Below are 16,865 nucleotides of genomic sequence, written 5' to 3'. Positions count from 1 at the left end.
AATATTACTGATGATTTACCTGCTGATGGATGCTGCAATTTTTGCCGCCATCCTTTGGCTTATTATAAAGAGTATAAACCATGACAAGAACCGTTGAACAAAACAAACGCCTGCACCTGCTCATAGGCAAGCTTGGCATTTGTACCGAAAATAAAGAGGACCTGGTGTGCAGCTACTCCAACGGTCGTGCCACCTCCAGTGCCGACCTCACCGTGCATGAGTGTGACGAACTTTTGCGCTACCTCCAAAACCTTGCCAACGAGCAGGCAGGCTATCACGACCAGCGAGCCATTGCCATGAGGCGCAAGTTTTTTGCATTAGTGCGCGATAAAGGATGGATGCTTGGCGGCAAGATAGATTACGTGCGTGTAAACAAATGGCTTTCCAAATATGGCTATTTACACAAATCTATAAATGAATATAAGTATGCCGAGTTGCCCAAGCTTCTCAGCCAGTTTGAGCACGTATGATTTTTAAAAAGGTAAACATATATATAGATGCCTGTGCCTGCAAAGCCCTTGCCGATGCTGTTATTGACCAAAGCTTTCATTATGCCAATGCAGAAGCCACACAGCATATTACCACCTTGTTTCAATACCGCCTGTATGCACAGGTATTATACAATATATGGCTGCGCCTGCAGCGCAAGCAGCTTACTTTTTTACACCATAAGCGCAGCAAAATGCGCTCTTTTACACTCAACCAGGTAGAGGCTGCCACACTGTTTAATTGCTTCGGCATTGACAGCTGTGTTGACACCTATACCCGCAATGTTTTGAACAATATAAACCAAACCATACACAAAGAACTTCTGTAATGCACAATACATGGCGTTTGGTAAGTAACAAGCTCGAAGGCGAAATATTATTTTACTACCTCAATGGCAATTTAACGGGCATTGATATAAGCCTAAAACACCCTTTAAACCAGCATCAGGCCGAATACCTGTGCCGCCACCTGCACTTTGCCGAAACCGACCTGATGAAATGCCACGATTGCATCCGGCTAAAACAATTGGTTACCGTTGGGCAAACCAACATCAAGATTAAAATGTTTTGCGACTACTACTACCGGCACCTGAAGGTGAAGTATAAAATTACCCAAAGCGAAATAGGCAAAATAAAGCAGGTAGAAGTCAATGATTTGTTGCTGTCTAAATACTTCATTTCCGACAACTTTTTGTTTAAAAACAAATATTCTGTGGCAAATTATGTAAAATATTATAATGAACTTCGCAACGAAGTATATGGTACTGTTAAGCTGTTTCCCGACTACTACTCAAAGGCTGCTGCCGATAAAATGGATCCCAAAAAACTGCCTGCATATTATGAGCACTTGCGCTCGCTGGGCCTTGTTCCTAAATATGACCGGCACAACAACTGCATTGATTTTGTTGAACCACAAATAAATAATAATGCCCACCAATAAAGAATTAGCCGAAATGCGCCACCGTAAGCTGATAGACGAATATAACAGGCTTTCTGCCATTCAGGAGTATGGCGTGCAAAAGTACAGCCACAACTGGATAGTGGCACATTTGGAACAAAAATGCTACTATAAACAAAGTTATATTGAGCAATTGCTTAAGAAAAAAGTATAATTTAGCCTACCGTTTAACAATTAAATTTCATCCCCCCCAATGGCACTCATTAACTGTCCCGAATGCGGCAAAGAAGTAAGCGATAAAGCTACCGTTTGCCCCTCTTGCGCCTTTCCGCTTGTAAAACAACAGCAGCATGTTGTTACCTCTACCGCAGCCGAACAAACGCTCGCCTTTCCCGACTTGCCTGCTGATTTGAATATTGGAAAGCAAATAACTAATTGGGGGCAGGACTCATACTTTAAAGGCGATTATCTGAGAGATGAAAATGTAATTGGCAATTTGGATTCGGGAAAAATAAATGTAATGCTGCACACGCATGGCATTACGCTGTCCACGTCATTAACTCATAGAGTAGAAATACACAATGCACAAATCATTTCACTCAATGTGAAAACTCGTGGCGAATTGGTATCTGCCGATAAATCCGTAATAGGCAGGGCAGTTGTTGGTGGACTTGTATTCGGAGGTGTTGGAGCTATCGTTGGCGGTTTGTCTGGCATAAATAAATCCGAAAAAATTACAGACAAAACATATCTTATCATAAACTATTGGGATGTGAAAACTCACTCGCCACAAACAATACTTATCGGTGGAGATAAAAAATTAATCACAAATTTTATTAATCGCTATCAGAAAGAATCAGCCTTAAATGAATCAGGACGCACTGCCGAAAAAGAAAAAAACACAGCAGGAAAAGTTATGATGATTATACTGCTGCTGGTTGCGGTTTTTATAGTGTATTTGATTTTCAATTAATCCTTTCCGCCTTTACCGCAGCTCCTGCATATATATAGAAAGAGTTACCTCCTGCCATGCTTCTTGCATTGAGTTGTACGGTGCCTGCCGTTGCTCCTGTTTTAATGCTGCCGGTAATAAAAAACGCGAAGCTTGATACACCAGTTCCGCCAGAAGCCACGGTGTTGCTTTCTGCACCACCGCTGTCAATGCCTTTTGCCATTAGCGAAGTGCCGACACTGCCAAGATTAGCCCATACCTGATATTCTATTGTTGCCCCTGCCGGGCAGTTAACACCTATGCGGCCGCCATTGGTGCCACTACTACCCATCCGGCCATTGAAGCTAAAAAGATACTCCGAATTGGCATCTACATTAAACACCAAGTCGTCAACCGCGGCCATGCTTGTGGATGCAAAGGTCTGGTCTGTTGATTTGATGCTGCGTTTAAAAGTGGTTTTGTCCATGGCATTTGTTACAGTACTCACATCCTGAGTGCCTGTGTGTGTGCTTCGGTTGCGTAGGTTGGCATTGGTGTCGTTTGCGGTTGCACCGGCTGCAATGCCATTGAGTTTTGCCAGCAATGCATTTGTAAAAGCATTGGTGTCGCTGTTGCTTTCGTAGGCTGCTTTTATTTGTGCGGCTGTCATTACGGCATTCAACAGGTCGGGGTCTGATAGCTTCACATAATTGGCTCCTACACCGGCAGTGGTAGCCTTGTACAAAGCCCATTTGTTATCGCCATCGTCCAACACAAATACATGGCTGCCAAGTAATATGTCTAAAGCATCGCGTGTGGCAATGTCAGCAACGGTCACTTCAATAACGCTTCCAACAAATAGGTTGAATAATTTATTCAGTGTATTACCGGCAGAAGGCACACCATCCAGCAAGTTGCTCACGGCAAGGTCTGTATAAGTCTGCTGATTGCTGTCACCGGCTATTCTTGCATTTTGTTCGGCTGTCAGATTAGCGGCATCTGCTTTGTTGTTCCAGGAAGAGATGTCAGCCGTAGTAATGGCTTTAACATGTGCCGGTACTGTGGGGTCAACCTCTGTTGCTGCAGGTGTTGTCGGCATACCGTTTAGCGTAATGTCACCGGCTAATGAGAAAGTAATAGTTATATCGCTCATAGGTTAGTTGTAAAAGAGGGTTTAATTGTTTCTACTTCCAAATACAAGCTAATGCCGTGCTCGGTGTTGTTTTTTTGAACATAAAGCTCTATGCCCAGCATGCCAGGCACCAGTTTGAGCGATTCGCCCCTGGTAATAAATGCCGAAGCTTTTTTGGGGTCAGTATCAACAATAAGTGTATGGTCAGACTTCTTATAAGTCAGGTACTTCTTTTTATTGACATGTACAATTAATGCTGCTTCAACGGCAGTGTCAAAGTCCCAATCCGTATCAGTGGTTTCGAGTTTTATTGTTTTTGTCGCCCCTACATTCATTTTGTTATGGATTTACAATTTCATCGTTAAAGTTCATATTTGGATGCCCTGTGCCAAGGGGAATGTATCTGGCCAAGGCAATGTCATCAACCATTCTTAGTTTGAAACTGATTTTGTGTACGTACATGTTAAAATGATTTACATCAGTTTCAAATCCTGTCCGAACAATATCGCCACCTATACCTTGTCCAAAGCGGTGCAATGCTTTGGATACGGAGTCAATGGTGTTGAGATGCTCCAAAGCGCGTGTTCGGTGCGCCAGCTCTTCGCGGCTGCTTGCTTCCTCATACTGTTCAGTGCCTACGTGCAGTATGAAGGGGACTTCCATATCCTGTCGCCCCTCGCTTAGGCTGCGCGTTTCAAATGGCGCAAACTCCACCAGCACGGCAGGTGTGTTGAAGGCATCTTCCTGATCTTCGTAATTAAACTGGTCGTTGAACAGGTCAATGTATTTCACTTCCGGACACTGCTGTTGTATCCTGTCCATAATAACCTGATAAAGTCCTTTTAAAATCATTTATAATAGTTTTTTAAGTTCACTTGAAATTCGCTTATCAATTTTTTTGTGCAGCGCGGCAGTGTCTTTCATAAAGGGTCGTGCAGGTAAGTTGTTCTGCCGCTTGTGCGCCTTCACATATACTAATTTGCGTTGCTTTTTTTTGTTGGGCTTTTTGCGCTTGTAGGCTGTTGCCTTCACATTTACTCTTTTGTTAGAGCCTTCGTTCAGAGCCTTGGCATAGGGTGTGTCGTTTATTACCACTGCCGTATCGGTGGTAGGGCGTTTTTTAAAGCTTCTGCGCAGCCTGCCTGTTTTAATTAAAAGGGCACGACCTTCCGCTCTGTCATTCTTGCGTTTGGCCCATGCCACTACTCCGGAGGTTTCCTCGTAGCCCTGCTTGCGGAAGTTGCTTTTAAATTCATTCTCTGCCACACTGCTTACTATCATAGGCAACTCCTCCACAAGTTTGCGATATTGCTCCTGCACCTTACGAAAAGGATGCGGAAAATTATTTCTTCCTTCGCTCATCTATTAATTGTAAATTAGGATAAAGCTGTTTCAGTTTATCAATTTTGTCCCACACTTCCCTTTCTGTCCGGCATACGTCAAACATATAATCAAGCTGCCCCTTGCGCCAGCCCAGCGCATGAAACAGGTTGAAGGGTTTATACTCGCCAATGACGAGAATCTTTTTTTCGCGTGTAATGTGTTTTTGCATCATCAGTCCTCCATATCATCAAGTTGTTCACGTATTGCTTTGCGTTCGCTGCGGTTGGTTTCATAGTAGGGGTGGTTTTTCGGAAACACCACGCCTTCCTTAGCAGTGTTAACCCTGAACATTTCAGGCGGCTCTTTCAGGCTCATATCGGCAATGTCCGTTACTTCCTCCTCGTCCGTCTGGTCAACATCGCACCGGCAACCCCAATCGTTTGGTGGATAATAGGTATTCCAAAACGAATCGTCAATGGGGCGCGTGATACCGTCAAGCACTGCATGTTCTTCACGCACGCGGTCATCACCTGCGGTGCGATAGGTGAGGTTGGGGATAATGTGTTTGCTTTCCTGATAGTTCACCCAGTTGCTTGCCGATTGTGATGATGCAATGGCGAAGTTGTATTCCGTTTCCAGCCAATGCTCATTATATTTTGCATTCACATTCAGCACATCTTTTTTAAAGTCGGCAAACTCGCGCAGCTTACCATCGTTGTCGGTAAGCAGGTCGGTTGCTTCGCGTAGTTCCTGAAACGTTTTAAAGCCACTAAACACCTTTACATCTTCTGCCAGGTTTTCAAGCATTACCTTGTCAGGCGTGCCATCGCCATAGCTGCTTATATTGCCTCCGTAACCGGTCTGCACACTCTGCATCAGCTTTCTGCGAATAAAGGCAACTAACTCAGGGTCCACATAATTTTTGCGCAGCTTGCCCTGGTGCATGGCTTGTGCAATGCGCTCCCATATCTCATCAAGCTTGGATTTATCTTTGGCAGAAAGCACAAGTTTTTTTCCATTATAGTGCTTAACGGAAGTGCCGTACAGGGCGGTCAGCTTCTGCGTCAGCTTAGTCTTTTTTTTTTCGGCATCATCGCTAAACTCCTCGTTTGGTTTTTCCTCTTCCGACTTTTTTTCTTCTCCCTTCTCTTTTGACTTTTGACTTTCGTCCTTATTCTCTTCTTCTTCCTCATCATCCGGAGGGAGCGAAAACCGGGACGAGGCTCTTACGGGAATCTCGCCCGGCTTAGGTTTATCCACTCCGTATGTTGCGTAAAAATACTCTTCGCTTATCGGAATTAATTCCGTCAGTTTGGAGTCTATAAGTATGCGTTGTTCAAGCGGGATTTCGCTCGACTGCGGATAACTGAAATTACCCTTGTCAAGCCTGATGCCTGTAAGCTCCTGCAGTTTCGGTTTCACAATAAAGTTAAGCGTTTGCTCGGCCTTAATCATATCAGAAACCTTCAGCTCGTCTTCCGACTCTTTGTGTGTTTGGCTTTGGCTCAGGCTGCTGCCGTCTTCGGTAGTCATGGTGTTGCCGAGAAATATTTTACTCAATTCGCCATTGCAAGCATCAATCAGGTCCTTAAATACTTCTGATTTTCCACTGCCGTTATGGTCATGAAAATTAAGCATCGTGCCTTTGGGTATCACCGCCGATCCGGCCGCGCCCATGTTGTCCAGGCCGTCTTCCAGCAGCTTGCGTGCCGAGCCATCGTAGGGGTCGTATTCGCCAACACGGAAGGGTTGTCCGAATATTTCGGTAAACTGTGCCCACTGCCCAATTCCGTTACGTTTTAATATGACATATTGTGCTGCTACCATCAGCCGTCCGTAGCTTTTGGCTTTGCCAAACTCAATCAGATAGGGGCTGTGTTTTTGATTGTCGCGGTAAAAAATGCCGACACTGTCGTTAACAGCAACGGGAATATTATCGCGGAAGGCTTTTCCGTTGATGCTTATGGCAGGCATGGTATAGTAGTTCCAGCATAGCAGTCCTATTTCAGGAATTACGTTGGCCCGGTTAAACAATTCCACCTTTGTTATCATGCCGCCTTCCATAATGAACTCACAGAGCGAGTGACCGTAGTTGTCGGCATCAAGGCTATAATCCATAAGGTCTCTGAACCATGTGGTGTTGATGATGCCGTCAGTTACCTCTTCGTTGGGCTTCACCTCTCCGCTTGCCGACTTATCGCTGTAATGAACGCGCTTATTAAGCAGCGACAACTTGCGCTTTTCGATTACTGACGACAGGTGTCCGTCCAATATTATCTGGTCGTACAGCTCGTACAGCAGCCTTCTTCTGGGAAAGTTAGGGTCACGTGCCTGATCAATGGCCAGCTTCCATTTGGCAATATCGTTTACCGCCATGCGCACCGGGTTTACGGTAAGCTGATATACTGCCTGCCTTTCCACCTGTTGGGTGTTTTTGCTGATGTTTTTTTTATCGTTTTTCGCCATTTTTGAAATTCTTATTTTAAAGCCTGTTAAACCGCGTATCTCGTTTTTGTGGCATCTACCTACCTCCCGAAGATTTTACCCCTCACTCTAAGGAGCTCTAAGGGCATTCTAAGGGGGTGTGGTCAGTAGTTATTGCCAAGTTTAGGGTTTCCTCCAAATATGATGTAATCAAGGCTGCCATCGGTGGGCAGCAGCAGCGTGGGCGGATTAATCAATCCTGCCTGCACATCCTGCAACCATTCCTTAGCTTCCTGATAGCGTTCCTTTCGGAACTCCGGTATCTTGCGCCAGTTAATCAGCTTGTGCAGGTGGTACAGCACAAGGTCGCACATATACATTTTGATTACCGGATTGCGGGCCGTGCCGGTGGCGGTAAATATGGCATCCACATCGTACCGTGCCGACAGGTAGCCCTTCACGTACTCCTCCATGTCTTCGCAGGCGGCATCTAATTTGGTATCATCAAAGTCGGTGATGTCGTCTAATTTGTTTTGGCGCACATAATTGAGTAAATCGGTTTTGTCTATAAAAGCCATGATTTATATAATGGTATAATTAGCTGTTAGAACTTCTGTTTTTTGTTTACGGTTGCCTGTATTGTTGGCCACGGTTACTTCCATTTGAATTTGTTTTTGCTGCCACTTGTTTTTCTTAGCATACTTGTCTAAGACTTCACTCGGATAGCTGCTGAGTAAGAATTTGCCTTTAACGGCAGTCAGCTTTTTTAACAGCATTTCGTAATCTTCCCATGAGTAACCGTCATAGTGTCCGCAGTGACTGTTCACATAAGGCGGGTCAATGTAATGGAAGGTGGTTTCGCTGTCGCGTGTTTCAATAATGCGGAGTGCGTCCGTGCATTCAATCTGCACATCCTGTAAGCGAATGGCGTACTCTTCGGTAAAGCTGTCGCGCTTGTTCATTATTTTTTTACTGGTGGTGCGCCTTTTTATATCGTAGCCCCATGTACCATCAAGCATGGAGCTAAAGCTTTGCGTACTTAGCGTCCACACCGCCCATGCCTGTTTGACTTCGTTAAACAAATGCGGAGCCTGATAAATAATTTTAGCGTCTTCATGCGCCCTGCGGCTGTGCAAGGTTATCCGCACTTCCTTTTCAAGCGAAGTAAAATCCGTTTGCGCCACGCGGTAAAATGTGATTAATGATTTGTTGGTGTCGTTAATCACCTCCACTTCCGATTTGGGCTTTGCAAAGAAAACCGCACCGCCACCCACGAAGGGTTCGGTGTAGGTAACGTGCTTGGGTATCATGGGCAGAATTTCGTTTACTAACTTCTGCTTGCCTCCGTAATAGGTAATAGGTGTTTTCATACTTAAAAATATTTAGCTGACTTGTTTCGCCTGCCGTAAGCAAAACCTCCTGCGCTTACTACAAGCTGATTTAATTCGTGTATTGCGCCTTCAAAGGCATCTAAACCGTCTTTCTTTACTTTGGTATTACCCGGACGGAAAAAAGTGTATTGCTGAATCCACTGCTTGAGGTGATGGTTTTGCCGCTCATCTTCGTTTACATATACATCGCCTCTTTCAAAGTAACCGGCTGTGGCAATTATGCGCGAATCTTTGTCGGGTTTTTTTCTTTTATCACCACTTACAGGCACTGCATATCCTTTCTCTTTGGCAACGGCTGCAAAATCTTTATATAACAAGGATTGTAAAAAAACCTCTTCCATTTTAAGCGGTGCGCTGCCGCCATTGCGTTTCACATAATCGTCCATCGCATAACACCAGCCAATCATTTCGTTGATGGTTGCCTGTCCGCAAAAAACTTTTATGAGGTAATATTTGGCGTTGTGCAATCCCACAAGCACAAGCGACTTGGTGTCGCTCGTTTTTGATTTCATAAAGCCGGGGTCAAGGTATTGAATGAGGTAACGGAAGTCCGACAGTTTTGGCATTTTTCCGAATTGCAGCCACTCTTCCAAAAATATTTTGCCTTTGATTTGCGGATTGTTGAAATATTCACGCTCGGCAAGCACGCCCATTTTATGAATCATGTAAACGGCATCGGTCATGGATATTTTCTGATGCCATGTAACCTCGTAGCCGTTTTCGTAATAGCGAATAGAATCAGTAAGTACACGCTGTTTCTTTTCGTCCTTCTCTCTTTTTCAGTTCGGATTTCAGGCGTTTAATTTCCGAGTGGTTTACCTTGTCGGTTTTAGTTAGTAAGTTGACAAGAAAAACTTTATCGCTCTGCGCCTGTGCACGAACGGCAAGGCTGTCGGGAGCAATAATGTTGTTGGCAATGATAAACCGTTTGCGTCCGGTTAAGCTGAACGTTCCGTATAGACTTCCGATTAGCCAGTTCCAGTCTTTATCTAATCGCTCGGCATTGAGTACGGCCTCGTCATCATCAATATCATCGCAAACAATAAAATCAGGACGTGCGGCATCTTTACGCGCCACACGCGGTGATTGACCTTTACCCAAGCAAAGGAAGTTGCAACGGTCGTTGGTGGTGAACTCGTTCTCTGTCCAGGTGTATTTTCCGGTAAACTTTCCAAAGTCGTGTATAAGTCGCGTGTTGCTTTCAAGATTTATACGCAACGGTGTAATCAGGCGAACAGCATTTCCTTCTGTGCTGCTGCACATAATCATATTTTCCAGCTCACCGTTTACCATCAGGAAAACAGGCAACAGCAAATCGCACAGGATGCTTTTGGCATGGTCGCGTGCTGCGTTAACGGATGTAAACGTTACGTCATTGTCTATAATGTGTTTGGATATTTTCAAATGAAAATCGCCAAATGGCGCGGATGCGTATCGAGGAAAGTAGTATTGACAAAATTTGACAAAATCCTTTTTTAGAACCTTCACGCGCCTTTCTTTATCGTAAGCCGTCTCGGTTAAGTCAACAGGTGTGCTGCTGATTAACTGCTCGCGATACTCTTCCCAAAGTTTGAGGGCATCTTTATCGGTAAACGTGGTTCTCATTTACGCAGTAGTGTATTTAGGAATCCGTCAAACATTAAACCAACTTCTTTACCCATTGCAAAGTCAATAGTTTTGCAATAGTCAATGAATCTGATGCCGCAGCTTATCATGTCGCTGATGCCAAGTTCCACTTCCATATTCTTCATGGTAGTAGAGAGCTTTGCCAACTGATCACTTTCTTTTGATGTGGCAAATCTTTCTTTTTGGTCGCGTTCGAGAATCTGCTCCTGGATGTTGTTAATCTGCATCAGCAGCATGTGTATCTGATTTTCGCGGGTGCTGGTGTAGGAGGCTCTTCGGTCTTTCCAGCCATACTTCTTTACCCATTCGCCCATGGTTTTATCGGTAATACCCACTAATGTGGCAACCTCTTTCTGCAGGTAATTGCCGGAGGTGAAAAGTTTTTCCGCTAAAATACGTTTGGAGTCATTGCTCCGTCTTCCGCTCATGTTGCAAAGGTGAATCAATAGCTGCCTGTATAAAAATTTCGTTTATACCATTTGTCGAAAATCAACAAACCGTGTGCTTGTGGTAGGTTTATGGTGTTAAAACGATTTGGTAAAGGATAAACGCCATTGCACTTTTGCCAGGCAATGTCAAAAGAAAAAGGACGAATTATACTCAGCGATGAGCGCATGAACACCTACGGATGCGTGGTGGTAACAAGCGGCATTGATACGACTGATTTTTTACGTAATCCTGTTTTGCTCCTCAATCACAATCCCGATGTATTGCTTGGCAGCATTGAAGATTTGCAGTAACAGACGGCAAGCTAATCGGCACGCCTGTGTTTGATGATGATGATGCAGAAGCAACTAAATGGGCTGGCAAATGGGAACGCGGTTTCCTGAAAGCCGCAAGCGTTCACTTAGATGTAAACGAAACGCAACTCATCAATGACATGGTGCATATTACTAAGTCAACACTGTGCGAAGTTTCTCTAACTCCAATCCCCGGTAACAAGAATGCTCTTCGCTTAACACGCGAAGGCAAAGAGATTTCACAGGATGAAATTAAACTCATACTCAACAGAAATTCAAAACAAACAATAATGAACAAACTTCAACTGATGGCTAAGTCGCTCGGACTGGCTTTAACGGCAACGGAAGATGATGTGCTTTCAAAAATTGAAGCTCTCATGGAAAGTGAAAAAGCGAAAGCCGATGAAATAAGCAAACTAAAACTTTCTATCAAAGAAAAAGAAGATGCGGAAGTTGCGGCATTTGATAAAAAGTGCATTCAGCTTGTGGACGATGCGGCAGCTGCCGGAAAAATTGGCAAAGACAAAGACACGAAAGATACGTATGTACGTTTCGCGAAAGTTGATTTTGATGGCACCAAAAAGATGCTTGACAGTATTGCCGAGCGCATGCCACTGTCTAATCGCGTAAACAACGAAATCGGCAATGCTGCTCCGGTTGACCGCGCAGGATGGTCGTTTCGCGATTGGGAGAAAAAGGATTCGCGCGGCCTTCGTCTGATGAAAAAGGAAAATCCTGAACAGTATAAAGCATTGCTGGATTCGCTCAATGCAGAACTTAAAAGCAAAGGCGCGATATAATGTGGATGGGCATAGCTACAATATGCCTTTCCTCAGCATTGGCATAAGCATACTGACGGTATTGCTTGGACTTGCGAACAGTGGATCACCTATAAAGACCTGATGCACACCATTACACTGGCGGCAATAGGCGGAACAGTAGGTTGGCTGATGCAGAGAGGGCTAAACAGATTGGTTTATATAATTGAAAAATACAAACAAAAAAGCAACAACAACAATAACAATGAAAAAACAAAAAAGCCTTTTTAAGGCAATTAACGCAACAGCAACCCTTGCTTACAACACGCTGTTTATGGCGGCAATCTTTTTTGCACTGGCGGCAACTACCAACGCTCAGGGCGCAGGCTTTGATTTAGCCAACGCAGCACTTACCGGAGGCGCAACAGGTTTTGTGTGCAGCTTTATTCCGCGTACTGCCGATTCAGGACTTGCATGGGCAGGGGTAAACAAAGAGATTTGGATTTCAGATATTATGGAAGGCTTCTATCCGGCATCAGACTTTTTGGTGAGGGCTGTTGATATGAGTGCATGGGTAGAGTTTAACACGATAAACTTAGCCGAAGCAGGTGTTGACCCCAACGTTCTAATTAATAATACTACTTATCCCGTAGCAACAGCACCACGTACAGATGCACCATTAGCATTGCCATTAGCAACTTATGATAGTGAAAATACAGTGGTGAGAAATGTTGAAGAGATGGAGTCGGCATACGATAAAAGAGCCAGCGTAATCAGACAGCACCAAAGTGCTATCAGTAAAAAGACAACACAACATGCGCTTCATAATTATGCCCCACAAGCCAATGCAGCCTATACACCTGTGAATGTAACTTCAGGAGCGGCTGATGCTGCTGCCGGTGGCACCAAGGCAATGACGTTGAAAGATATTACAATGGTTGCTGAGGCGTTTACTAAGTTGGATGCACCGCAAGGTGGTCGTGTTGCGGTGTTGCACCCCACACACTTGCGCCAGTTGCTAAACGAAGATGCCACGCTTACCAAGCAATATGTTGACCAAAAGGAAGGTTCGCCTTTGCGTTATTCAGGCTTTGATATGTATGTGAATACACATACTGCACGTTATAATACCACTACCAGTGCGAAGGTTGCCTTTGGTGCAGCTCCTGCAGGGTCAGACTCTGTTGCAAGCTCGCTCTTTTTTGTGGGAAGTGAGGTGATGCGTGCTGATGGAACATGGGACATGTTTGTTACCGAAAAAGACCCCCAGCAACGTGGTGATATTATCGGGTTCCAAAAACGCGGATTGTATTTGCCAATAAGAAATAAACTTCAGGCATCGGTTTTCTCTAAAACATAAAAGCAATTATTCAGGGGTTGAAAAGTCCGGAAGGAGTGCGCTCAGGCGCACTTCTTAATCCGGATAAAATCAAACACAACAACAAAGCAAACAATGGAAAATCAAGAAGCAAAAAGATTAGCATCAGCAGCATTTAAGCTTAGCAAGGATGCAAAAGAAATGTACGTTACCAGTGATGGCACGTGTTTTACAAGTCGTAATGATGCAAATAACCACTCATTCACATTAAAGGATAAGGAGGTGCACACCTTTGAAAAACCTGGTCTGAATGATGATGGACATTCTGCAGAAGCTGAATTGAAAGCAAAGGCAGAGGCGGAAGCTGAATTGAAAGCTGAAGTTAATAAGAAAAAATCCGATAAAAAATGAGAGGCACTTTGCTTGCATATCTTTTAGAAAAAGGTGTAGGAAACCTGTTGAGGTGGTTTAAAACATGGCTGCTGGAGTTGTGGACAATACCTTTGGCTATAGTTGTGTTTATTTCGAGTGTTCCTGTGCTGCGGTTTATAGACCCCACCAGTGCTACTTATGATGCCGGTATTTTACAAAAGATACTCTTTGCGGTGATTGCTTCATTAGTTTTTAACGGACTTGCCTGGGCCGGCATCCGTATGGTTTGGAAGGAGTTATTTGTGTTCTTTCAAACGCAATTTAAAACAGACTTTAACAATCTTTCAAACATTCATAAAGTATGGGTAGGATTATTTGTATTTTCTCTTTACTTTTTATCGTTTGTACTGCTCACGCTGGCGGTATAGATGACAAACGCGCTGCTGTTATAGAAACAGCGCAATCGCAGATAGGAGTGCGTGAAGCTACCGGTCGTAACGATGGTGTGCAGATAGAGCTATATCTTGAAGCGGTTAATTTAAAAAAAGGCAATCCCTGGTGTGCAGCATTTGTGGCATGGTGCTTTAGGCAATGCAACATTAGTACACCCCTAAGCGGCTATTGCCCTGTGTGGTTTAGAGGCAATGCTGTTGTATATAAGCGTGGTTCGGGTACATCATTCAGTAATAGTAATATAAGATGCGGTGATGTTTTTGGGATATATTTTCCGGAGATGAAACGCATAGCTCATCAAGGGTTAATTGAGTCAATACAAAAAGATTGCATCATAACAGTGGAGGGAAATACTAATGACATGCTTAGTCGCGAAGGCGATGGTGTGTATAGAAAGCGAAGGCAGGCGAGACAGATATACATGGTGGCAAGTTACATTCAATGATAATTATGAGGATTACCATTTTGATTTTGGTTTTAGGGTCGCTTGTGAGCGGATGCAGCAGGAAGCTGTCTGACTCCGCTACAAGAACCACTATGGACAGTGTATATGTGAAGGAGAGAGAGTATTACAGAGACACTGTAATCATTATTAAAGGTGACACTGTTCGTTTAAGCATACCGGCATCGGCCACACAGGGCAGAACAATAAGTACAAGTAGTGGAAAAGCAACGGTTAGCGTGCGCATGCAACATGATACTATATATGCTTCTGCACATTGCGATGAAACAGAGCTTCAGCTGAAGTTGAAGGAAAAGGAAGTGCAGATGTATCGGTCTGTTTATGACTCTTTGATGCAAAAAGAAACTTTTGTAAAGCTAAAGGTCCCGGAGTCGGTGAAGTACCTGGCAATATTCGGAGGTTTATGCCTGCTGTTAATGTTAATATATATAATCTTTTTACTAAAAAAATAAAAAATGGCACATACATTACCTAATGTTAACGTAGCGATAGATAATGATCGTTTGGGGCGCATAGCACCATCAAGCGATGGGGTATCCGGATTGATATTGTCCGGTGTAGCAGTAGGCGGCTCATTTGTACTTGGAGATATTTTAGAGGGCAATTCGCTTGCCGACTTTGAGGCTCTTGGAATAACACAGGCGTATGATACAACCAACACTACCAATGCATGGAAACATATTAGTGATTTTTACTCCTGGAGCGAAAACAAAGGGTTGAAACTATATGTGATGGTGGTGGCAAAAACCGTACTCATGTCAGCATTGGTTGATAAAACCAATGCTAATTATGCTAAGAAAATGCTCATTGCCGCTAACGGTAATGTGAAGCTGCTTGGCGTATGCCGCACACCTGATGGAGCATATACGCCAACATACGCAGCGCAGTTAGATACTGATATTGCATTGGCAATGGCAAATGCACAGGCATTGTATGATGACGAGTTTAATTTGTTTCGTCCACTTCAGATATTTATAGAAGGGTACAACTGGCAAGGCTCTGTGGCTACAAGCACCAACATGCGCGACCCATTGACAGGATTTAATGCAAACAGAGTAAGTCTCGTTATAGGTAACGACAATGATTACTCAACGGCTAATGCATGGGCTGCCAAGTATGCATCACTTGGTTTGTTTTTAGGCCGTGAAGCTGCAATACCTGTTAACCGAAATGCCGGTCGAGTAAAAGACGGCAAGCTGCCGTTAATTAATGCGGGTTTCAGCAACGGAAATAAGGTGACAACATATACTGATGCCAATCTTGACACCTTAGATGATTTCGGCTATATCTTTTTCCGACCATTTACAGGCAAAGCCGGATATTACATTAACGATGACCACACGGCATCGCCATATAATCAGGATGCACTGTATATATCACATGGTCGTGTACTTGACAAAGCAGCTCGTATTGCCCGAAAGGTATATGTAGATGAAATTTTGGATGAAGTGCAGGTGGAAGCTTCCACAGGAAAGCTTGCGCCATCAACATGCAAGCACTATCAGGGGATTATAGAAAAGGCAATTAATGATGAAATGGCCAGCAGGGGTGAAATAGTGGCCGTGAGTGCATACGTTGACCCGGATCAGGATGTGTTAACAACCGACACGATTAATATAGAGGTTGACATTGTAAAAACAGGAACCTCAAGGAAAATTAAAGTAGTAATAGGCTTTGCAGCATCGGTATAAAAATAATAGAAAATGGCAGTAAACGTAGTAATAGGTAAAGAGTATAGCTGGGCAAGGGTTCAGGCAATCCTTCCGGGCAAAACAATTCCCGTGCAGGGGATAACAGAGTTTTCGTATAGCGAAAAACAGGATAAGGAGTTTATTCATGCTGCAGGCAACCTGCCTGTTGCATTAGGCGAAGGCAAGCGTTCATTCAGTGGCAAGATCAAAATATTACAAAGCGAATTTGAGGCGATGGTGAGAGCTATTGCCGGTAATGAATCGCCCACACAGCTACAGCCCTTTAATTTGACTTTTGCTTATGCAGGTGATGATAATATTGTTGTAACAGATCAATGTGTTTATTGCGTGTTTACGGAGTGGCAAAAGGGAATGAAAACGGGTGACATGCATCAGGAGATTGAGATGCCATATATCTGCGCACAAATAAAGTTAAACGTATAAAATCAAAATACAAAATGTCAGACAAAGAAAAAAAACCATTTGAGGTGACAGCCGCTGAAATAAAGCAGCTTAAAGCCAAACATGCAGACCGGGAGCTTCACCTGATTACGGTGAAGGGCAAAGACGGAAGAGAATACAACTGCATTGTTAAATCGCCAGATAGAAACACGCTGAGCGTTGCAAGCAAATACATGGATGACCCGGTTAGGTTCAATGAGGTGATATTTACAAATGGATTTGTTGCCGGTGATGAGGAATTGCGCACGGATGATTACCTGCGCCTTGCGGCAGAAACAAAATGCGCGGGCTTGGTAAAAATTGCGGAGAGCAGCATAAAAAAGTTATAAGCGAAACTGAGGTCAGAGAAGACGTAAAAAACATAGCAAACTTCATCAGGCTCGTTAATGCACAGC

The 16,865-nt window shown here is 43.9% G+C and carries 27 protein-coding genes; 16 read left to right on the top strand and 11 right to left on the bottom strand.

The features are described from left to right. Window positions 1-164: 164 nt before the first annotated feature. From V9G42_06110 to V9G42_06090, 5 genes are read left to right on the top strand one after another with little or no spacing between them, the layout of a single operon-like run. A complete protein-coding gene (locus V9G42_06110) occupies window positions 165-470 on the top strand; it encodes a hypothetical protein (GenBank protein ID MEI2758995.1) in 306 nt (101 codons plus the stop codon). Further along, entirely contained in the window at window positions 467-817 is a 351-nt protein-coding gene (locus V9G42_06105) for a hypothetical protein (protein ID MEI2758994.1), read from the top strand. The genes V9G42_06110 and V9G42_06105 overlap by 4 nt, the downstream gene beginning before the upstream one ends. Then, window positions 817-1,428, top strand: coding sequence for a hypothetical protein (locus V9G42_06100; protein MEI2758993.1), 612 nt, complete (start codon window positions 817-819; stop codon window positions 1,426-1,428). Before V9G42_06105 ends, V9G42_06100 begins: the two co-directional genes overlap by 1 nt. Then, a complete protein-coding gene (locus V9G42_06095) occupies window positions 1,415-1,600 on the top strand; it encodes a hypothetical protein (GenBank protein MEI2758992.1) in 186 nt (61 codons plus the stop codon). Before V9G42_06100 ends, V9G42_06095 begins: the two co-directional genes overlap by 14 nt. A 39-nt stretch (window positions 1,601-1,639) precedes the next feature. Continuing rightward, entirely contained in the window at window positions 1,640-2,359 is a 720-nt protein-coding gene (locus V9G42_06090; protein ID MEI2758991.1) for a zinc ribbon domain-containing protein, read from the top strand. On the opposite strand, the gene V9G42_06085 is transcribed toward V9G42_06090, so the two are convergent. From V9G42_06085 to V9G42_06035, 11 genes are all read right to left on the bottom strand, one after another. Continuing rightward, entirely contained in the window at window positions 2,352-3,470 is a 1,119-nt protein-coding gene (locus tag V9G42_06085) for a hypothetical protein (GenBank protein MEI2758990.1), read from the bottom strand. The genes V9G42_06090 and V9G42_06085 overlap by 8 nt on opposite strands. Then, on the bottom strand, window positions 3,467-3,784 hold the full coding sequence (locus tag V9G42_06080) for a hypothetical protein (GenBank protein MEI2758989.1): 318 nt from the start codon (window positions 3,782-3,784) through the stop codon (window positions 3,467-3,469). Before V9G42_06080 ends, V9G42_06085 begins: the two co-directional genes overlap by 4 nt. Window positions 3,785-3,788: 4 nt before the next feature. Beyond that, window positions 3,789-4,301, bottom strand: a complete 513-nt coding sequence (locus V9G42_06075) for a hypothetical protein (protein MEI2758988.1) — start codon at window positions 4,299-4,301, stop codon at window positions 3,789-3,791. Next, entirely contained in the window at window positions 4,302-4,811 is a 510-nt protein-coding gene (locus V9G42_06070; protein ID MEI2758987.1) for a hypothetical protein, read from the bottom strand. After that, window positions 4,792-5,004 (bottom strand): hypothetical protein, encoded by a 213-nt coding sequence (locus V9G42_06065; GenBank protein MEI2758986.1) that lies wholly within the window; start codon window positions 5,002-5,004, stop codon window positions 4,792-4,794. Before V9G42_06065 ends, V9G42_06070 begins: the two co-directional genes overlap by 20 nt. Beyond that, window positions 5,004-7,238, bottom strand: a complete 2,235-nt coding sequence (locus V9G42_06060) for a DUF935 family protein (protein ID MEI2758985.1) — start codon at window positions 7,236-7,238, stop codon at window positions 5,004-5,006. The genes V9G42_06065 and V9G42_06060 overlap by 1 nt, the downstream gene beginning before the upstream one ends. A 122-nt stretch (window positions 7,239-7,360) precedes the next feature. Then, a complete protein-coding gene (locus V9G42_06055; GenBank protein MEI2758984.1) occupies window positions 7,361-7,774 on the bottom strand; it encodes a phage protein Gp36 family protein in 414 nt (137 codons plus the stop codon). A 3-nt stretch (window positions 7,775-7,777) separates the two neighbouring features. Continuing rightward, window positions 7,778-8,566: a DNA adenine methylase gene (locus tag V9G42_06050; protein ID MEI2758983.1), complete on the bottom strand. Its 789-nt coding sequence runs from the start codon at window positions 8,564-8,566 to the stop codon at window positions 7,778-7,780. A gap of 2 nt (window positions 8,567-8,568) precedes the next feature. Next, complete coding sequence (locus V9G42_06045; GenBank protein MEI2758982.1) at window positions 8,569-9,270, bottom strand: hypothetical protein; 702 nt, start codon at window positions 9,268-9,270, stop codon at window positions 8,569-8,571. Between the two features lie 55 nt (window positions 9,271-9,325). After that, window positions 9,326-10,192, bottom strand: coding sequence for a hypothetical protein (locus tag V9G42_06040; GenBank protein ID MEI2758981.1), 867 nt, complete (start codon window positions 10,190-10,192; stop codon window positions 9,326-9,328). Further along, complete coding sequence (locus V9G42_06035; protein MEI2758980.1) at window positions 10,189-10,641, bottom strand: DDE transposase family protein; 453 nt, start codon at window positions 10,639-10,641, stop codon at window positions 10,189-10,191. Before V9G42_06035 ends, V9G42_06040 begins: the two co-directional genes overlap by 4 nt. A 144-nt stretch (window positions 10,642-10,785) precedes the next feature. Here V9G42_06035 and V9G42_06030 point away from each other — a divergent pair, with 144 nt between their 5' ends. The 11 genes from V9G42_06030 to V9G42_05980 all read left to right on the top strand — a co-directional run bounded on the left by V9G42_06030 (window position 10,786) and on the right by V9G42_05980 (window position 16,799). Continuing rightward, window positions 10,786-10,953, top strand: coding sequence for a hypothetical protein (locus V9G42_06030; GenBank protein MEI2758979.1), 168 nt, complete (start codon window positions 10,786-10,788; stop codon window positions 10,951-10,953). 26 nt (window positions 10,954-10,979) lie between these two features. Beyond that, a complete protein-coding gene (locus tag V9G42_06025; protein MEI2758978.1) occupies window positions 10,980-11,753 on the top strand; it encodes a hypothetical protein in 774 nt (257 codons plus the stop codon). Between the two features lie 102 nt (window positions 11,754-11,855). Beyond that, the gene (locus V9G42_06020) at window positions 11,856-12,002 is read left to right on the top strand and encodes a hypothetical protein (protein MEI2758977.1); all 147 of its coding nucleotides are present in this window, start codon (window positions 11,856-11,858) and stop codon (window positions 12,000-12,002) included. Further along, complete coding sequence (locus tag V9G42_06015; GenBank protein ID MEI2758976.1) at window positions 11,977-13,071, top strand: hypothetical protein; 1,095 nt, start codon at window positions 11,977-11,979, stop codon at window positions 13,069-13,071. The genes V9G42_06020 and V9G42_06015 overlap by 26 nt, the downstream gene beginning before the upstream one ends. A gap of 93 nt (window positions 13,072-13,164) precedes the next feature. Further along, the gene (locus tag V9G42_06010; GenBank protein MEI2758975.1) at window positions 13,165-13,440 is read left to right on the top strand and encodes a hypothetical protein; all 276 of its coding nucleotides are present in this window, start codon (window positions 13,165-13,167) and stop codon (window positions 13,438-13,440) included. Further along, entirely contained in the window at window positions 13,437-13,829 is a 393-nt protein-coding gene (locus tag V9G42_06005) for a hypothetical protein (GenBank protein MEI2758974.1), read from the top strand. The genes V9G42_06010 and V9G42_06005 overlap by 4 nt, the downstream gene beginning before the upstream one ends. Next, complete coding sequence (locus tag V9G42_06000; protein MEI2758973.1) at window positions 13,763-14,299, top strand: peptidoglycan-binding protein; 537 nt, start codon at window positions 13,763-13,765, stop codon at window positions 14,297-14,299. The genes V9G42_06005 and V9G42_06000 overlap by 67 nt, the downstream gene beginning before the upstream one ends. A gap of 5 nt (window positions 14,300-14,304) precedes the next feature. After that, entirely contained in the window at window positions 14,305-14,769 is a 465-nt protein-coding gene (locus V9G42_05995) for a hypothetical protein (protein MEI2758972.1), read from the top strand. Between the two features lie 3 nt (window positions 14,770-14,772). Continuing rightward, window positions 14,773-16,008 (top strand): DUF2586 family protein, encoded by a 1,236-nt coding sequence (locus V9G42_05990; GenBank protein MEI2758971.1) that lies wholly within the window; start codon window positions 14,773-14,775, stop codon window positions 16,006-16,008. A 12-nt stretch (window positions 16,009-16,020) separates the two neighbouring features. Beyond that, on the top strand, window positions 16,021-16,452 hold the full coding sequence (locus V9G42_05985) for a hypothetical protein (GenBank protein MEI2758970.1): 432 nt from the start codon (window positions 16,021-16,023) through the stop codon (window positions 16,450-16,452). A gap of 14 nt (window positions 16,453-16,466) precedes the next feature. Continuing rightward, a complete protein-coding gene (locus tag V9G42_05980; protein ID MEI2758969.1) occupies window positions 16,467-16,799 on the top strand; it encodes a hypothetical protein in 333 nt (110 codons plus the stop codon). Window positions 16,800-16,865 lie beyond the last annotated feature (66 nt).

Source organism: Bacteroidia bacterium (genome assembly GCA_037045145.1).
GTDB lineage: Bacteria > Bacteroidota > Bacteroidia > AKYH767-A > OLB10 > OLB10.
Note: the sequence above shows the minus strand (reverse complement) of the source record. Positions and strands in the feature narration are given on the sequence as shown.